This is a genomic window from Pontibacter burrus (assembly GCF_010686685.1).
In the GTDB taxonomy this organism is placed as follows: domain Bacteria; phylum Bacteroidota; class Bacteroidia; order Cytophagales; family Hymenobacteraceae; genus Pontibacter; species Pontibacter burrus.
On record NZ_JAAGWD010000003.1, the window covers coordinates 295,268 to 312,851 of the forward strand.

At 43.9% G+C, this 17,584-nt stretch carries 7 protein-coding genes and 1 tRNA gene; 4 read left to right on the forward strand and 4 right to left on the reverse strand.

Features of this window, described 5'->3' with window-relative positions; genetic code table 11:
- Positions 1 to 464: 464 nt before the first annotated feature.
- On the reverse strand, positions 465 to 3,740 hold the full coding sequence (locus GXP69_RS08650) for a S41 family peptidase (protein WP_163914422.1): 3,276 nt from the start codon (positions 3,738 to 3,740) through the stop codon (positions 465 to 467).
- A gap of 925 nt (positions 3,741 to 4,665) precedes the next feature.
- On the opposite strand from GXP69_RS08650, the gene GXP69_RS08655 reads away from it, so the two are divergent.
- Both GXP69_RS08655 and GXP69_RS08660 read left to right on the forward strand, forming a co-directional pair.
- On the forward strand, positions 4,666 to 5,310 hold the full coding sequence (locus GXP69_RS08655; protein WP_163914424.1) for a T9SS type A sorting domain-containing protein: 645 nt from the start codon (positions 4,666 to 4,668) through the stop codon (positions 5,308 to 5,310).
- Positions 5,282 to 10,750, forward strand: coding sequence for a beta strand repeat-containing protein (locus GXP69_RS08660; protein ID WP_163914427.1), 5,469 nt, complete (start codon positions 5,282 to 5,284; stop codon positions 10,748 to 10,750). Before GXP69_RS08655 ends, GXP69_RS08660 begins: the two co-directional genes overlap by 29 nt.
- Positions 10,751 to 11,149: 399 nt before the next feature.
- On the opposite strand, the gene GXP69_RS08665 is transcribed toward GXP69_RS08660, so the two are convergent.
- On the reverse strand, positions 11,150 to 12,466 hold the full coding sequence (locus GXP69_RS08665; RefSeq protein ID WP_163914429.1) for a S41 family peptidase: 1,317 nt from the start codon (positions 12,464 to 12,466) through the stop codon (positions 11,150 to 11,152).
- 593 nt (positions 12,467 to 13,059) lie between these two features.
- On the opposite strand from GXP69_RS08665, the gene GXP69_RS08670 reads away from it, so the two are divergent.
- On the forward strand, positions 13,060 to 13,767 hold the full coding sequence (locus GXP69_RS08670) for a sensor histidine kinase (protein ID WP_163914431.1): 708 nt from the start codon (positions 13,060 to 13,062) through the stop codon (positions 13,765 to 13,767).
- Between the two features lie 6 nt (positions 13,768 to 13,773).
- Positions 13,774 to 14,481: a LytR/AlgR family response regulator transcription factor gene (locus GXP69_RS08675; protein WP_163914433.1), complete on the forward strand. Its 708-nt coding sequence runs from the start codon at positions 13,774 to 13,776 to the stop codon at positions 14,479 to 14,481.
- A gap of 203 nt (positions 14,482 to 14,684) precedes the next feature.
- Here GXP69_RS08675 and GXP69_RS08680 read toward each other — a convergent pair.
- Together GXP69_RS08680 and GXP69_RS08685 are read right to left on the reverse strand one after the other, a co-directional pair.
- Positions 14,685 to 14,756: transfer RNA gene (locus GXP69_RS08680), tRNA-Glu, on the reverse strand.
- Positions 14,757 to 14,911: 155 nt separating this feature from the next.
- Complete coding sequence (locus GXP69_RS08685) at positions 14,912 to 17,314, reverse strand: ABC transporter permease (RefSeq protein ID WP_163914435.1); 2,403 nt, start codon at positions 17,312 to 17,314, stop codon at positions 14,912 to 14,914.
- Positions 17,315 to 17,584 lie beyond the last annotated feature (270 nt).

Sequence of the window (17,584 nt, forward strand, 5' to 3'; positions counted from 1 at the left end):
TATACTTAAAGGGTAAAATATGATGATAGCTAATTTTAGTACCCGAATAATGTCTTAAGTAAATGAAAAGCCTATTAGAGGAACCTAATAGGCTTTTTAATAGCTTAAAGCACCGAATTATAGAACCTTCCCACAAGGATTTGGTGATATGGTGTACGATCCTGGAGCATGTATACTAGAATAGAAGCGTATTGCTTTTGCCTTTACTCAAAGCATTCACGTGACTTCTACGTCACTTTTCTGCTTACTTGCGCCTCCGGTTCGCGAAACTTTATGACCCTGCTCAGGGTTAACAAGACCCGAAAGACTAGTGTTCGGTACTGGTACATTCGTAGCAGTCAGTTACGGTGGTTTTAGTATCTCCTCATGCAGGTCTGTCATATAAAATTGAAGCGGTACCGGGAGGCTCTGGCACCGTTTCAATTTTAAGGATTAATCCTTTTTTATACTTCTTTAGGGATGGCTCATTTTTGAGCGCTTCCCTGTGCCTCTATGTCTTTGAGTAGTTCTTTCACGGCAGCTTCCAATTGCTGGTCTTTGCCTTTGCTTACCAGTTCATACTCGTTGGCCACTTTTACATCTGGCTCTGTCTGCAGGTTTTCCAGGTACTGGCCTTGAATATACTTTACACCTAGTGGCGGCACACCCCAACGCACATTGCCGTTCTGCAGCATTTCCCAGCCGGCAAAAGTGCAGGTGCCCGGCACCGGCATACCGACCAACTTCCCCAGTTTCAGGTCCGTGTAGCTGAAGGCGAAGCAGTGGCCATCGCTATAGTTGGCTTCGTTTGCCAGCGCGATGCTCGGCTTGGTCCAGCGGAACGACGGCTCGAAACCGGCAGAACGGGTGTCTGTGGTATAATCCAGGAACTTCTTACCGCTCAGGAACATGGCCAGATCGGCAACCAGGTCGCCGCCACCGTTGTTACGGGTGTCTACGACCATGCCTTTGCGGTTGGCATATTTACCCATTACCTCTTCGTACACGGTGCGGTAGCTTGGGTCGTTCATGCCCGGTATGTGCACATAACCCAGCTGCCCGTTGCTCAAACGATCCACTTCATCTGCATTGCGGCGCACCCAGCGCTTGTAAAGTAACGCGTTTTCCTCTCCTTGCGTGATTGGCTTCACGGTGATATCTTTCCTGTTCTTCCCACTGGTGTCCGTTACAGACAGGAGCGTATTCTTGCCGGCTTTGCGGTTCAGGAACTGCGCCAGGTCTTTGTCCGGTGTGATGGTTTCGCCATCGATCTTCTCGATAATCATACCAGCTCTCAGATCCAGACCGGCTTTGTTTAGTGGACCACCTACAATTACCTCGTCCAACTTGATGCCGTTGCCAGTGTAGGTTTGGTCGTAGAAAATGCCCAGCGAAGCAGTGGCGTCGCCGTTCGGGTCGTTTTTGCTGTAGCTGGAGCCGGAGTGCGATACGTTCAGCTCGCCCAGCAACTCGCTCAGCATTTCAGAGAACTCATACTCGTTGCTGATGTGCGGCAGGTAAGCTTCGTAGTCGGTCTTCAGTTCGTCCCACTTGGCGCCGTGGTACCCGGCGGTGTAGAAAGTCTGTTTGGTGCGGCGCCATACGTGCTCAAACATAAAGGCACGCTCAGCGGCTACGTCCAGATTCATCTCACCATCTATCTTTACTGTTTCCTGCTTGCTTGTGGCTGGGTCCAGTTTGATAATCCTGCCATCAGTCTCCAGGAAGAGGTTCTTCTGCTCTTTGTCCCATACCATGCGGGCACGGTTGGCGTTCAGGGTCACCAGCATTTTGGTTTCCTTAGAGCGCAGGCTCGTCGACCACAGGTTAAAGCCTTTCTCGAATCTAGCAAGGTAGTATAGCGTTTCGCCGTCTTTTGACATCAGGGCGTCGGACAAGCTGGAAGAGTGCAGCGTTAGTTTCGCCTTGCGGTTGGTGATACCATCCCAGTCAATCTGCAGCTCTTCTTTATTAGGAGCTTCGTCTTTTTTTGCTTTTTTCTTATTCTTGTCCTGCTCTTTTTCTTTCTCCTTATCCTTGGCTACTTTTTCTTCCTGCTCTTTTACAAGTGCATAATCTTCCTTGCTTAACCGGTACTTATCAAAAGCATCCTGGGTGAAGAACAGAGCATATACGTCTGCCTGGGCGCCTCCGCTGTTGGCCTGGCTGCGCAAGCCGTCGCGGTTGCTGTGCCAGATCATTACCTTACCGTTCATCATCCATTTCGGAGCATAATCGTTATAGCCGCTTTCGGTCAGGTTGATCTTCTTGCCTTTACCATCAGCCGCGATAATTCCTACCTCGCCATTGGCAAAGCCCGGCTCCGAGTACTCAAACAGCAGCCACTTGCCATCCGGACTCCAGGTATAGTACTGGTCGTTATCGCGCATGGAGAACAGCTCGTTGGTGTTAAGGATGGTGCGTACCTGCCTGCTGGCAAGATTAAGCACTTTAAGGGTCATGCGGTTTTCCAAAAAGGCAATCTCCTTACCATCAGGCGAGTACTGCGGATCATAGTTTTCTTTGTCATTCTCGACCAAAGCTGTTTCCTTAAGAAGCGTAGAAGCATAGAAGTAAGGCTCCTCCTGTCGCACGATATCGGTCTTGTAGATCTTCCAACTCTTGCCGCGCTCGCTGGCGTAGAGCAACGATTTGCCGTCTGGCGAGAAACTCACGCTGCGCTCCTGCTCCGGTGTATTGGTAATGCGCTTGGTCACGGATCCTTCCACGGCGCTCACGAACACTTCGCCGCGGTAGATGAAGGCTACTTCTTTTCCGTTAGGAGAAACTGCCAGGTCACTGATGCCACTGCTTACTTTTAGGATGCTCTCGTTATTGTTCCTGGCATCTGTTGCAATGCGGACGTTCACTTTCTGTGCCTGTCCGCTGGTTTTTTTGATGTACAAGTCACCGTTCTGGCTAAAGCTCAGCGTGCCATCGTTTGCAGCCGTCAGAAAACGCACCGGGTGCTTCTCGAAAGAAGTAATCTGCTCGGGTTTGCTAGGTCCCTGTGCGGACATTTTGTGCACGTTAAATGTGCCGCTGGCCTCGCTCAGGAAATAGATAGTTTTATCATTGTCAGCAAAAACCGGGTTGCGGTCTTCGCCTTCATGTGTTGTGAGTTTGGTGTGTTTGCCGCTTTTGGTGTCGTATACCCAAATGTCGCGCGTAACAGACGACACATGGTGCTTGCGCCACTGGTTCTCACCGCCTTTTTTATCCTGATAAAGCATTTTGCTGCTATCGCGGCTCAGTTTCACTTCCTCGGCCGGTGTTGTGAGCACCTGTGTTACGCGACCGCCCGTGGCAGCCACCTGGTACAATTCCGGCTGGTAGGCTGTCGGGAACTGGCGGTTACTGGCCGCGTCGAGGCGGTTGGAGCCGAAGTATACAGTCTTGTTGTCGTGGCTGAACTCGTAAGGGAATTCGTTGGCGGAGTGGTGAGTAATGCGCTGCGCCACTCCACCTGTGGCCGGCATTACGAAGATGTCGAAATTGCCGTAGCGGTCGCTGGCAAAGGCAATCGATTTGCCATCATGGCTCCACACCGGCATGAAGTCGTGTGCTTCGTGCAAAGTAAGCGGGGTAGCCGTACCACCTGCTGCAGGCACGCTGTAGAGATCGCCCTTGTAGGTGAACACAATGGTTTTGCCATCCGGAGAAATAGCCGGGTAACGCATCCAGGAGGGCGCGTCCTGCGCAGCAACAGACAAGGCTGAGCCGGCTGCCAGTAGTGCTGAAAGTGCTAAATTTTTGATCATAGGTTTCTGCTTGTGAGCTCTAATTTAAGGAAGATGCGGGGATTTCTTAGCACTATGGGAAAAGTGTTTAAGTTTACTGGAGGGGTTCTATTGTGAGCGGGTGCGGTAACTGGTAAAGAAGCAAAAATAAGGGTAGGATACTTTCATATTGATGGGGCTAAATTCTAGATTATATGCCTGGCTACTACTGGCACGTCATCTGTACCCTAAGAGCTCTATGGTTTAGAAGTGAACCTGAGATATGAGGGCACAGGGGGCGAAAGCTTCAGTGTAGCTGAATTGTAGTGAAACTGTTGGAATTGTAAAGGAGAGGAGTATTACTCTTTAGGAGAAGAAGACCCGGAAACAAGTCAGCGATGGTTGAGGGAGTTTATCTGTTTCTTCAAAAGTTTGATAAGTTCCCCTTGAGTTTGACGTTTCGAACTAAAAAGCCGCTCTAATTGATATGGAGCGGCTTTTTTATTGAAGTAGACCGAAAGATGGAATTATTGACCCATTTTCACAGTGATCTGGTGACCTTGAGTGATTATTTGTACAAGAATAAATATAAATTAACTAAGCAAGGCTACTAAATCAGAACCTTCTTTTTTACTCTTTCAATTGCTAAGGATTTTACCTCCTTCTTACATTAATGCCTTCAATTACTTACAATCCCGCTTTATACAAATTTAATGTTAGGATTCTTAGGAAGATCGCTTGGCTACCTGCAATAGTAGTCTATGATTTAGGATTTATAACTGGTTCATTTAGCTGTAATTAGGTTCTACTCAAGTTTGTAAATACCCAGAAGTAGGTATGTTATAATTAATGAACTTTAAATTAAATTTGTGATATTTTTTAATCAGGGCAGGGCAATATCCTGCCCCCGAATCCTTACCATCCTAAATTTCAAATTATCGCTTTAAATTTTACACCCTTAGCATCTATGCGCAATATTCTATCCAGGGCAAGGACTTTCCTGATTGCCATACTGTGTTCAACAGTGACACTTACATTACAGGCACAGACTACCTTGACCTTCACTGTGTCTCAGCCTCCGGCCCTGATTGTCGATGCAGGTATCAATAAAAGCATAAAATCTGGCGAACAGATTATTTTGGGTGGGGAACCCACAGCTGCCGGTGGATCGGGAACATTTACCTACGCTTGGGTGCCAGTTACAGGTTTGAGCAACCCTTCTATAGCGAACCCAACTGCCAGGCCAACTAGCACTACTACCTATACTCTGACCGTTTCCGATGGTACGAAATGTAGTGTAAGCTCTACAGTTCAGGTTATTGTGGATGGGATAACGGGTATAAAAGATATGTCTGAAGAATTAGGCATAGCTGTCTACCCGAACCCAAGTAATGGAAGTTTTTTCCTGACCACAGATAAGCATCTCCTAAAGGGACGTGTATTGGTGGAAATCTATAACCCGGTTGGTAAACTGATCCATAGTGAGGCTTTCATAGGTCATGGCGAAAAATTACATAAAGAGATCCGAATCAATACCAACGTCAGAGGCATCTATCTTCTGCGCCTAACAGGTGAAAAATTGCATGTCATCCAGAAAATTGCCATTCAATAAAAAGCTCTTCATCCCAACCGATATGATATTTAACTTCCAGCCTGCTAAACTAAGAGGGTTTACAGTATTTATATTTATTGTATTTTTTGTAGGGGGCTTGCCTCGCCTTTCTGCCCAGACCATATACCCTGGAGATTCTGTTAAATTAACCGTAAGCAATAGCTACAGAGGCCAGTTGGTTTGGCAGCAATCAGGAGATAATGTAAACTGGGTGGACGTTGCGAACGGGCGTGCTAATAATAAGTGGGTAAAACCGACGCAGACGACTAAATACCGGGCCAAGATAACAGATGGTGAATGTGGTACTGGTTACTCACCGGTTAAGCAGGTAAATGTTAGCTCAGAGTCCGGGTTGAAAGTGGAAACAACCGCGATTACCGGCCTTATGGCTACCTCGGCTACAGCTGGTGGTACCATCACACGCCTCGGGGGAAATGCCCAGGTTGTACGGCGGGGCTTTTATTTAAGTGCCTCGCCAAATCCAACCAGTAGCAGTGGAGGGATATTAAGTGGATCCGGTATTGGTGATTTTACCAGTAACATAACGGGTTTAACCAACAATACGACTTATTACATCAGAGCTTTTGCTGTTACTAGTACAGGTATAACCATCACGGGAAACGAAGTGTCTTTTACGACCCGTACCCCTTATACCCTTAGCCTGACAACAGAGGTTTATTCTTTTTATACTGCCGCTACCGGGACTAAAGTAGGAACCAACATTAATGCAACCGGTTATGGCAATGTGGTTTTGCGTGGGATTTGCTGGAGCACCAGTCCCAACCCTACAATGAGTGATAGTAAAATTGATGATCACACGGCAATCGGAACAGGTGTTGGACTTTTTGTTACCGATCTAAAAGGTCTGAAAGCAAATACCAAATATTACCTCCGCGCCTATGCTGTTAATAATTCCGGGATGACCTTTTATAGCCCGGAAGTTTCTTTTACTACCCTGCCAGGCCTGGTTATTAATGTAACTACAGCCAGCATTTCCAAAATAACCGGTAGTAGCGCTACTTCAGGCGGTTCCCTTACCACATCGGGCTCTGGTACGGTCGTGGCTAAAGGTGTATGCTGGAGCACAACTCAGAACCCGACCATTGAAAATGCCAAAACTGAAAACGGTTCAGGTGCAAGTGCCTTCCTTAGCAATTTAGAAGGGTTGAGTGGTGAAACGAAGTATTTTGTAAGGGCATACGCAACCAATGATGCAGGCGCAACTTATTACGGTAACCAGGTTACATTTACTACTCCCGAGCTAATTACTTTGGCTTTGGTCACAAAATCGGCTACTGCTGTTACTGCACAGTCGGCCACCTCCGGCGGTACTATCTCAGGACTGGGCAATGTCGCCGTTAAAGGAATTTGCTGGAGCACTAACCCAAATCCGACTATCACAGCTAATAAAACCTCAGACGGTAGCGGACCTGCAGGTTATAATAGTAATATGACAGGATTGACTGAAAACACGACCTATTATATTCGTTCTTACGCAACCACAAGCAGCGGTGTAACAGTTTATGGAAACCAGGTAAGCCTGACCACACTCAAATCGGTGGATGTCAGTACGGCAGCTATCACGGGAATTACAACTTCAAGTGTCACCTCCGGCGGAACAGTGGTGGTAAATGGCAGTGCCACGGTGACAGCACGAGGTGTATGCTGGAGCAAAACAATTGCTCCAACTATAGCAAACAGTAAAACAACAAATGGTGCTGGACCTGGCAGCTTTACAAGTACCCTGACAGGTCTGACGCCTGAGACAAGGTACTATTTACGAGCATATGCCACCACTCCGGCTGGTACCATCTACGGAGAAGAAATTGTTTTTGAAACACAGCCTACCTATACTTTTCACTTAAGTACCAACGATGCTTCTGCTATTACAGGTATTACAGCTACAACCGGAGGATCTGTAAGTATGACTGGTACTGATGGCACTGTAGCCGCCAGAGGTACTTGCTGGAGCACAAACCTAAATCCTACCCTTGAGGACTCAAAGACTGTTGATGGAGCTGGTGTGGGAAGCTTTACAAGCTCATTAACGGGCCTGGAGCCGTCCACTGTCTACTATTACCGCACATACGCTACGTCTGCTACAGGGAAAACCACATATGGGCAGCAAAAAACATTTACTACCCAGGTACCCTTTACAATTACCACCACACCTGCTTCAGGGGTTACCGCGGCGGCAGCTAAATCGGGTGGTGCGATCACTATTACCGCAGCAGGATCAACGGTGAAGGCACGGGGGATCTGCATCAGTAAGCAACCAGAACCGGTAGTTGGTAAAGATGAAATAGCAGGAGGTAGCGGAGCCGGTTCCTTTGCAACTGATTTAACTGGTCTGGAGCCTAGCACTACGTATTACGCTCGTGCCTACGCAATCTCAGGAGCAGACAAGATTTATTATGGGAATCAGATTGCCTTTACTACTCAGGCACCACTGGTGATGTCTATAACAACAACTGCACCAACTAACATTACCTTAAACTCGGCCATAGGCGGGGGGAGCGTCACGACAAGCGGACCAGGTGCAGTGATAGCAAGAGGTATCTGCTTAAGTACAGAGCCGGCACCTACCATACAAAATATTAAGATCCCGGCAGGGGAGGGTACTGGTTCATTCAGCAGTAGTCTGACAGGTTTAATCGCTGGAGAAACCTATTATGTGAGAGCCTATGCGACTTCAAATTCCGGAATTACCGCTTATGGTAATGAAATTACTTTTTCTACTCAGGACCCGGTAAAAGTACTTACACTGAATGTTGGTGAAGTATCAGCACTTGCAGCTAATTTGGAAGGTGAAACATCTTTGGTCATTAAAAATACGACCCTGGAGACACGGGGTTTTTGTTGGAGTACCAGCCCAAATCCCACTATTTATCAGAGCAAAACAACAGAAAGTGCTACTTCAGGTAGCTATAGCCAATCCAGGTTTGCTGGTACGCTCACAGGCCTGAGTGGGAATACTACCTATTATGTTCGGGCATACACTACTACTACTACTGGTAAAACAGTATATGGGAACGAGCTTTCTTTTAAAACTCCAGCTCCTTTTATAGCAACTGTGAAGGTTAACCCGGCTACTGCTATTACCAAAACTGCAGCTTCTGTTACAGGCTCATTTAGCTTTTCAGGAGTTGGGAATGGGTATATTGGTCTTATTCTGAGTACTAAACCGGATCCTGCCTATGGACCTGACGCTATCGGAATCGAGACATATGGAGGAAATTCTTTTTCTTATAATTACACCAATCTCTCTCCTAATACTACGTATTATGTGCGAGGTTACGCTGTTACCTCTTCGGGGCTGCAATACGGGAATACCATTTCATTCCGTACTCAAGCATATAATATCAGTATTGTTACTTCCAGCCCGCAAGAGCTAACAGCTGGCAGTGCTCGCCTGGGTTATAGTGTTAGCAATCCAGATCTTGAGCCCACTTTCTCGGCCCTATACATAAGTACAACACCGAATGCCTCTAAAGACAATCATATTACTTCTGAATTCATTGCCTGGAGAAAAGGATCTATAGTCAATACTGGTGGCAGTTGGTCTGCCATACATGAGGTGCTGTTCCCTGGTACTACCTATTATGCAAGGAGCTACACTACAGTACCAGGGGGGCATTATATATATGGAAACGAAATCGTTTTCAGGACTCCGGACGCACCTGCCTCTACTTTAAAAGTAACATCTCCTTACAGCAACAACCTGACGGCTACCAGTGTCAGTGTTTCAAGTAGCTACTCATCTACGGGTGGGATGAAAAAAATAGGCTTTTGCTTAAGCACGAATCCAAATCCAACAGTTCTGGACAAACTATCGGTGGGTGTTCATAACAATCAGGTTTCATTCATTAATGGAGTACAGTATCCTAACTTTTCCGGATCATTCTCTGAACTAGAACCTAATACTCAGTATTATTTCCGAGCCTTCGCCACTGACGAGGCCGGAGCATTGGTATATAGCGAGGTGCGAAGCTTTACCACACCCGCATCATCCAAAGTATTTTCAATAAGCACTCCTGAAGCTACAGAAATTAAAGCTTATTCAGCCCGGTTAGGCTGGAACGTGTTTGCTACAGGCATATTGGCCAAAGACTACGAAAGGGGCGTGTGTTATAGTTTAAAACCAAACCCCACAAAAGCTGATTTTTGGGTAGCGGAGCCTACAACTTTTACAATTAACACGTGGGTAGTGGATAACCTGGTGCCAAACACGGTTTATTATGCCCGGGCATATGCCTATGATCCGGTAACGAAGCAGACTCACTACGGAAATCAGATCACCTTCTCCACACGCCCAACAATTTTAACTTCAGTTAAACTTGTAGATCCGCCAAGTGACGTAACCATGTCTTCGGCCAATTTTACGATGAATGTGTATGGAGAAACACTCTACAGTGGGGTTGCTGGTTTTTGTTATAGTACTTTACCTAATCCAACTGTTAATAATTCGACTATGTCTAATACAGTGGAGCTTCGCATTTATAAAAATGCCAGTACTTACATTGGCACGATTAATAATCTTGCTGCTGGTTCCACTTATTATGTTCGTGCTTATGCGAGGCAGATTGATGGTGAATATATTTATAGTAATGAGGTAGTTCTAAAAGTCGCTTCGGTTAAGGTAGAAACTTTGTCCGGGGGTTCACCTGGAGGCCTGGATTATACTGCCACCAGTAGGGTGACTAATTTTGGCAATGAAACAGTGGTGCAGCGCGGATTAGTGTACGCTGTTGCATCCGATTACCTTCCAACCCTTGGTACAGGAGGGTATTCTTTCGACGGGTCTGGTTTCGGCGACTTCAGCAGCAGGATTACACTGCCTAGCTATGGAACCCGCTATTTCATTCGGGCCTACGCCAAGACAAGTAGCGGAATGGTTGTGTACGGTAATGTACTCGATTACACCACCCGTACAGATCCTAACCCACCCACTACACCACCTATCACCCAGCCACCAAGTACAGGGGGAGGCACTGGCGGTACGGCACCTGTCTATAACGGCCCGGCTTATTTAGTATTTGGCAGAGTCATTGGACCTGCAACTATTAATTGCCGGGATGGAAGCTGGGCGTTCAATGATTATAAGGGATACTCTACACAGATTCGGTACGAAGCTTATAACAGTACTACTTACGCCCAGGCCAAAAAGGAAATGGACGCGCACCTTCGTGCTCAATTCCCGGGGGAGAAGCATGAGTACATTGTAGAGTCCTCTTATAACTACAACCCTAACGCCCGTTTTGCTGTGATCATAGAATACACCAAAAAAATACCAGGGTGGGATTGCTACAGCACTCTTGTTACTATTGGATACGGCACCTCTTACACAGATGCTTTAAATAAAGCGATAGAACGGAAAAATAATGATGTGAACGGAGCTGATAAAGCGCCCTATAAAGAGCTTAAGCGCATCAGCTGGTAAATTAAGTTGTTGCTTATTAATTTAGAAGGGTAACCCAAATTTGACGTAGTTACCCTTCAAAGTTAATAATTTAGTAAAAAGGAGCGAAAAGCAAGTTACAAGGCTTCGACCGAATCGCGCTCCTTTTTATCGGGAAAAGGTGAATGATCCAGTAGAGTCCTAAATGCATAAAGCCTGCAAATATTTTGATTTGCAGGCTTTATACTGTTTTGATATGATAACTTGTAGCTCAAAGGATGGAATTATCGAACCATTTACACAGGGATTTGGTGGTCCTACAGGAATATTTACGCTAATAAAAGGTAGCTTTGGAGCCTTTCGTTGTGGTTTTGTCTTTCTTGAGTATTAAATGAAAGGAGTGCAACGATTCAGTTCCGGACTATTTGCCTGTTTAACCTTTTACTTTCTAAGCTCCTCAAAGATACCGCCATCACTTACAAAAAGTGTGGCCTTAGAATAGTTGCCTTTACTGTCCTTTACAAATTCAATATGCGCATTGCCATCTAGCACGAAGCGGTTTTTAGATATATGTGCCAGTTCAGTTATGTTATCAGCGAATTTACAGAAAAGTTTATTGCCATCCCTATAGATAACTAGCGGTCCATAGGTGCCGGTAAATTGATCAAACTGATCTAAGGGAAGAGTAAGAAGATCATTGTTTACATAAAGTGCATTGATCAGGTATTCCAGTTTTTGTTTCTCTTTCTCATTTTTGGCCATTTTTTGGCGCTCTCTGAATATAAGTTCCTGTGCTTTTAAAAGTGCTTTTGAAGCTTCAATTTTAAAATCAGGAATTACACCTGTTCCTTCCCAATCGGTTTTAGTAACAGGATTGAGTGACCGGGCAAATGGGATCGATACAACAAAGCCCTGACCTACAGTGAAGGGCATCGTTGGATGCGCACCACCACCGGTTACTTCTCCTACAATGGTTGCCCGTTTCGCCTGTTGCATCGCATAGCTAAAGTCCTCTGCAGCCGAAAAAGTCTTTTTGCTGGTTAAAATATAGATAGGCATTGATAGAGTTAAACCATCCGTTTTAGCCGGGTCAGCATAATAAAAGGTAGTGTCTTTGTTCGTGCGGTTTACCAAATCGTTCATACGAGTCTTTTCTTTAAAGAAGTAGCTTTCCACCTGGCTTACCATATCCGGCTCACCACCCCAATTGTTTTCTCTCAAATCAATAATGATGGTACTGGTATTTGCTAAAAAACCAAGTGCTGATTCTATGATCGGTTTTGCTTCATTTATATGTTCTAAAAAACCGTTGATGGAAATATAGCCTATGTTGCCGGGCAACACTTCTACTTTCTTAAACAAATAGTTATTCTCTTTCCCGAAGATCTTTGTCTGCAAAATCTCTTCCTCTGAAGGCTCTACTTTCCCCTGGATTCGTCCCGATAAATTCGGATTATATTCAACAACCATGTGAGGATCACGGTGTATTTTGTAAATGTCGGCCTGTATTTGTTTAGCTAGCTTTTGAGGATCTTTAGAAACGGAAGTATAAGCTTTCTTTTTTGTCTGTGTTTGCAGAAACTTTGTGATCGCTTGCGCCTTCTCAGGAAAGACATAATGCTTTTCTAGGCTTAAGTTTATTGATTCAATGAGCCTGTCAACTTTGATGGCTTGATTAGTAGTGGCCTGTCCATTGCATAAGTAAGTCTTACCAAACAACAGCAATAGACACAGAAAATAGGATGTAGGATTTTTCATTTTATATAAATTATGTGAAGAGCAGCTTCCCTGTTTTTACTATTTTTTTGCTTTTCGTTATCCAAAAGTGAAGACCTCAGTTAACTCGAGCAATTCAATTATTTTGGCGACTAGAAATACTATGTGAAGTAGTAAATCGAATGGACGAATGAAATATAAATAGCGAGACAGGCAATTGATATAATAGAGTAATGCTACCTACTTTTTTTAAATATCTTTGGCTTTGCGTATCAAGCAGCAACTCTATGATTCAGGATATTAAGAAGCTTAAGTTCAGGATTAGTTTAGAACCCTTCCTACACGTACTTGTATGGAGCGCTTTGATCTTATTTATATGGAATACCGTCAATACGATAGGCCCTTTCAGGAAACAGGACGGAAGTATATACTTTCCATTGATCTGGAGTACCAGCCTTAGTATGCTGTTGTTTTATTTGAATGGTTTGTACTTGATTCCCTTATTTATAAACACACATAGATTTAAAAAATACACCTTTTGGGTAATTCTTTTACTTGTTATCATCGTCCTTCTTAACTCAGTTTTTGACCAGATTTATAGCCTCTCCCTTTTTTCAACAGAGAAAGAATCTTTTTTGTCAGACCTCTTACTAAACACGCAGAGTAAGACAATTATACTTTCTCTTTCCATCGGCTATGGGCTGACAAGGCAGTGGTTTAAGAATCAGGAACGACAACAAAAATTAATTCAAGACGATCTTAAGACTCAGTTAAAGTATCTGAAAGCGCAGATCAATCCGCATTTTCTTTTTAATACCTTAAACATGGCCTTTGCTTCGGCAACTAAAAGCAAGGATGTAGTAACTGCCGATATTATTGAAAAGCTCTCAGGTCTCATGCGCTATGTGTTATATGAAAGCAACGAGGACAAAGTCTTCCTTGAAAAAGAGATTCAGTATATTGATAACACGATAAACCTTCAATTACAGCGCTTGTCACCTCAATTGGCAGATCAGGTAAATTACCAGGTGGAAGGGGACTGGCAAAGCCATAAAATTGCTCCTATGATTCTTATTCCGTTTATTGAAAACGTTTTTAAACATGGGATCATCCTGAGTCAAAGAGCAGACATATCCATCTCGATATTTTTAAGAGAAAATATTTTGACACTGGAAACGAGCAACGCTAAATCCGATCATCTTGCCAAAAGAAATACTATCTCAGGCATAGGCTTGAAAAATGCCAGAGAACGGTTGCTGCTTATTTATCCAGGCAAACATAAACTGGAAATTGATGACTTGGGTTCATCTTTTTATGTAAAGCTTCAAATAGAAATCAACTAAAAAACCATGAGATGTATCGCTGTTGATGATGAGCCATTTGCGCTTGAACTTATTGCCGGTTATATTCAGAAAACTCCATCATTACAGTATATTAACGGATTTACCAATCCATTCGAGGCCATGTCCTTTTTGGTCAATACCCCGGTAGACCTTGTTTTTTTGGATATAAATATGCCTGAAATATCAGGCATGGAGTTATTGAGGTCACTGCCAGTTATGCCTAAAGTAATATTTACTACTGCTTATGCTGAATTTGGGGCTGAGAGCTATGAGTTTAATGCTGTTGATTTTCTCTTAAAGCCTGTAAAATATGACCGGTTTCTTAGAGCAGTTAACAAAGTAAATTCAAACTCTTCCATATTAAGAGAAAGCACTGTTATCAATCATACCGTAGAGCAGCACAGCGAATCCATCCTGGTTAAAAGCGGCTCCCAAATGTATCGGATAGAAACCAATGACATTTTTTATATCGAAGGTGCAGGTAACTACATCACCTTTTATACCAAAACCGGCAAGATCATGACCCTGCTGCCAATGAACGATATACTAAAGATGCTTTCTCCTAAAACTTTTGTAAGGATCCACAAATCATATATTATTTCCTTAAAACATATCGGCGTCATAGAACGAGCCAGGGTTGTGATAAATAGGACCCTTATACCAATTGGCATTACATATCGGGAGCAGTTTTCAAAAGTCTTAAAGAATAATTAACAGACTGGTGTAAAGTATAAATCAACTGTAGTAAAGACTCAAATTATTTTGATCCCCATATAGAAGAAATACAGGGAGAGTTTAGCAGTATTTTGGAAGATTTGACGGAGTATTTTAAAAAGTTCGATAAACATAACCGAAGGGGAAATTTATCGAACCAAAAAAGCCGCTCCATTTGAGGAGAAGCGGCTTTTTTATAGTAGTAGTCCGTAGGGGAATCGAACCCCTGTTGCCAGAATGAAAATCTGGAGTCCTAACCCCTAGACGAACGGACCATTCTGTCGTATTGTGGTGCAAAGATAGGAGTGGGATTTTAAACTGCAAATAGGCTAATCTAAATTTTTGCGTACTAAACTATAAGCAGCTGCAAATCAGGTATAAAAAATTACCTACTTTACGATAAGTAGGTAATTTAAATCAGAAACAATAGTTATTCGCTTTTTAAAGATACTACCGGATTAGCCATTGCGGCTTTTATGGCTTGGAAACTCATGGTAAGTAGTGCAATTAATAACGTCGCAATCCCAGCCAGAATGAATGGTGTGTAGCTAAGCGTAATGCGGTATGTAAAATCCTGTAGCCACAGGTTCATTAAGTAGTAGGCAATTGGTATGGCAATTACAAAAGCGACCAATACAAGTTTTACAAATTCTTTAGAGAACAATACCGTAATGCTGAAGTTTGAAGCACCTAATACTTTGCGGATACCTACTTCTTTGGTACGCTGTGCAACCATAAAGGCCACTAATCCATACAAACCAATGCAACCAATAAAGATGGCGATCAGAGAGAATACTTTGAACAACGTATTTTGCCTGGCTTCATCCTGGTAAAATTCCGCTATCGTATCATCCAGGTATTCATAGTTAAAAACATCATCCGGGTAAGCTATTTCCCATACTTTTTCTAAATGCTGCAAGGCTTCTTTCTGCTGGGTCATGTCAATTTTAGCTGATAAGACACTATAGGCATCCGGGTTTTTGGTCATAATCAGCGGCTCGATGGGAGATGCCAGTGATGCCTGGTGAAAATCTGCTACTACACCAACTATAGCACCTGCGTATTTTCTTTCGCCCAGCGACAAGTACTTGCCTATCGCATCTTCGGGTGTTTTAAGCCCAAGCTTGCGACGCATAGTGTCATTAATGACCATATGGTAGATCGAGTCGCTGTCAGGGTAAGGTTTGCCAGCCAGAAACTGCATATCATATAAACCAAAGTAGTATGGGTCTACAAACTTTTTGTGTGTCTGGAAATCGGCATCTTTTGCGGCATGATTGAAGTAAAAGTTACCGTAGCTGATGTTGCCGGAAGATGGGGCATCAGAGCCAAAACTTACTCCTTTGATAGCCGGGTTATTTAACAATTCCTGGCGTAGGGGCTGTATTTTATATCCTGAGTTTCGGGGTAAAGTAATAGTAACTACAGCTTCCTTATCATAGCCCAGCGATTTGTTCCGAAAGAAATTCATTTGCTCGTTTACAAGCAGTGTACAAATAATGAGCACCTGGCAAATGGTAAACTGCATCACTACCAATACCTGACGTAACGATACGCCGCCAAATTTCTGCAAACTCATACGGCTGCGCAACGCTGTGATGGGTTGAAAATTAGACAGCACAAAGGCAGGGTAAAATCCGGCGAAAAGAGTAACCAACAGCGTTTGAACTACCAAAAACAGCAACAGTACCTGATCATCAAGCAAGCTGAATGTAATCTTCAGGTCGAGCAGTTCATTTAAGTAAGGTAATGCCAACTCCGTGAAAATAACAGAAAGGAAAGTAGCGCACAGTACAATTAACAGGGTTTCGCACAGAAACTGAAGTACCAATTGAGAGCGGCTACTGCCCATTACTTTTCGTACACCAACTTCTTTTGCACGCCTGATGGCCTGTGCTGTAGCAAGGTTTATAAAGTTTATACAAGCCGTAAGCAACAGCACAATGCCAACTATAGCCATAGCTAAAATCAGTTCTTTAGCTATAGTGGTCTGGGCAAAAGCGCCAAAAAAGCTGGTGTTATAGTGTATGTCTTTTAAAGGCTGCAATAGGTATTTCATGGTGTGGCCCGGGCTTTCACGTGCTATGTGCTGCTTCACAAATTGGTTAACCGATGCTTCAGCTGTAGTTACAGGCATTTTATCGGGTAGCACCACAAATGTCTGGTGGTCGCTTGATAGGTTGCCCCAATCTGTTGGCAGTGTTTTACGGATTGTCTCATATGAGATCAGCATAACAAACGGGAACTCGGTATTGCCCGGCATATCCGGCATCACAGAAACTACCTTTAGATTATACTGATTGTTGTACCTGATTACTTTGCCAACTGCATTCTGACCTGGGAAATATTTATCTGCAAGCGACTGTGTCAGTATCGCCACATTGGGATCCGAGAATTGAGATCTTACATCTATAGGCCCTGTATTGAAATCAAAAACATCAAAAAAGCTCGGCTCTACAAACCCGATATTCTCATCAACCAGAAATTTACGGCCTGTACCCACAGCGTTTGATGGGATATTGATCTGTGCACCCATATCTCCTTTTATCTGCGTAATGGCTTCAAAGCCTAAGTTTCCGTTGCTTCGCAGGTTGGCTGCCATCGGGAAATGGGAAGCTGGTGTATTAAAATCATTAACCGGAAAAGTAACGACCAGTCTGTAAATTTTATCAGCTTTGCTGTGAAAGTTATCGTAGCTGAGCTGATATTGTATAACCAGAAAAAGCAGGATGCTGCAGGTAATTCCCAGTGCCAGCCCGGCAATGTTCAGGATGCTGTAGCTCTTGTTGCGGAGCAGCGAGCGAAAGGCGGTGAGAAAGTAGATCTTAAACATAGTTTTATAGTTTGAGAGCGAGGTTAATGGCTAAATTGTTGAATTGTTAATTGTTTGAAATTGTGCTTTCAGTGATGAAATAAAATCCTGAAAATCCATAGACCCTGTAGCTGACAATGCCAAGCTGTGTGCCAAAACTACAAAAGCCGCTTTATACAGTAATTTCCTAAACTATAGTTCAGAACACTGTCCACCCGTGGACACTTTTTGTCCATGCATGGACAGCAGGTACTACTTTTTCCGGTAAATTTCCCATAAATTACATAAGTA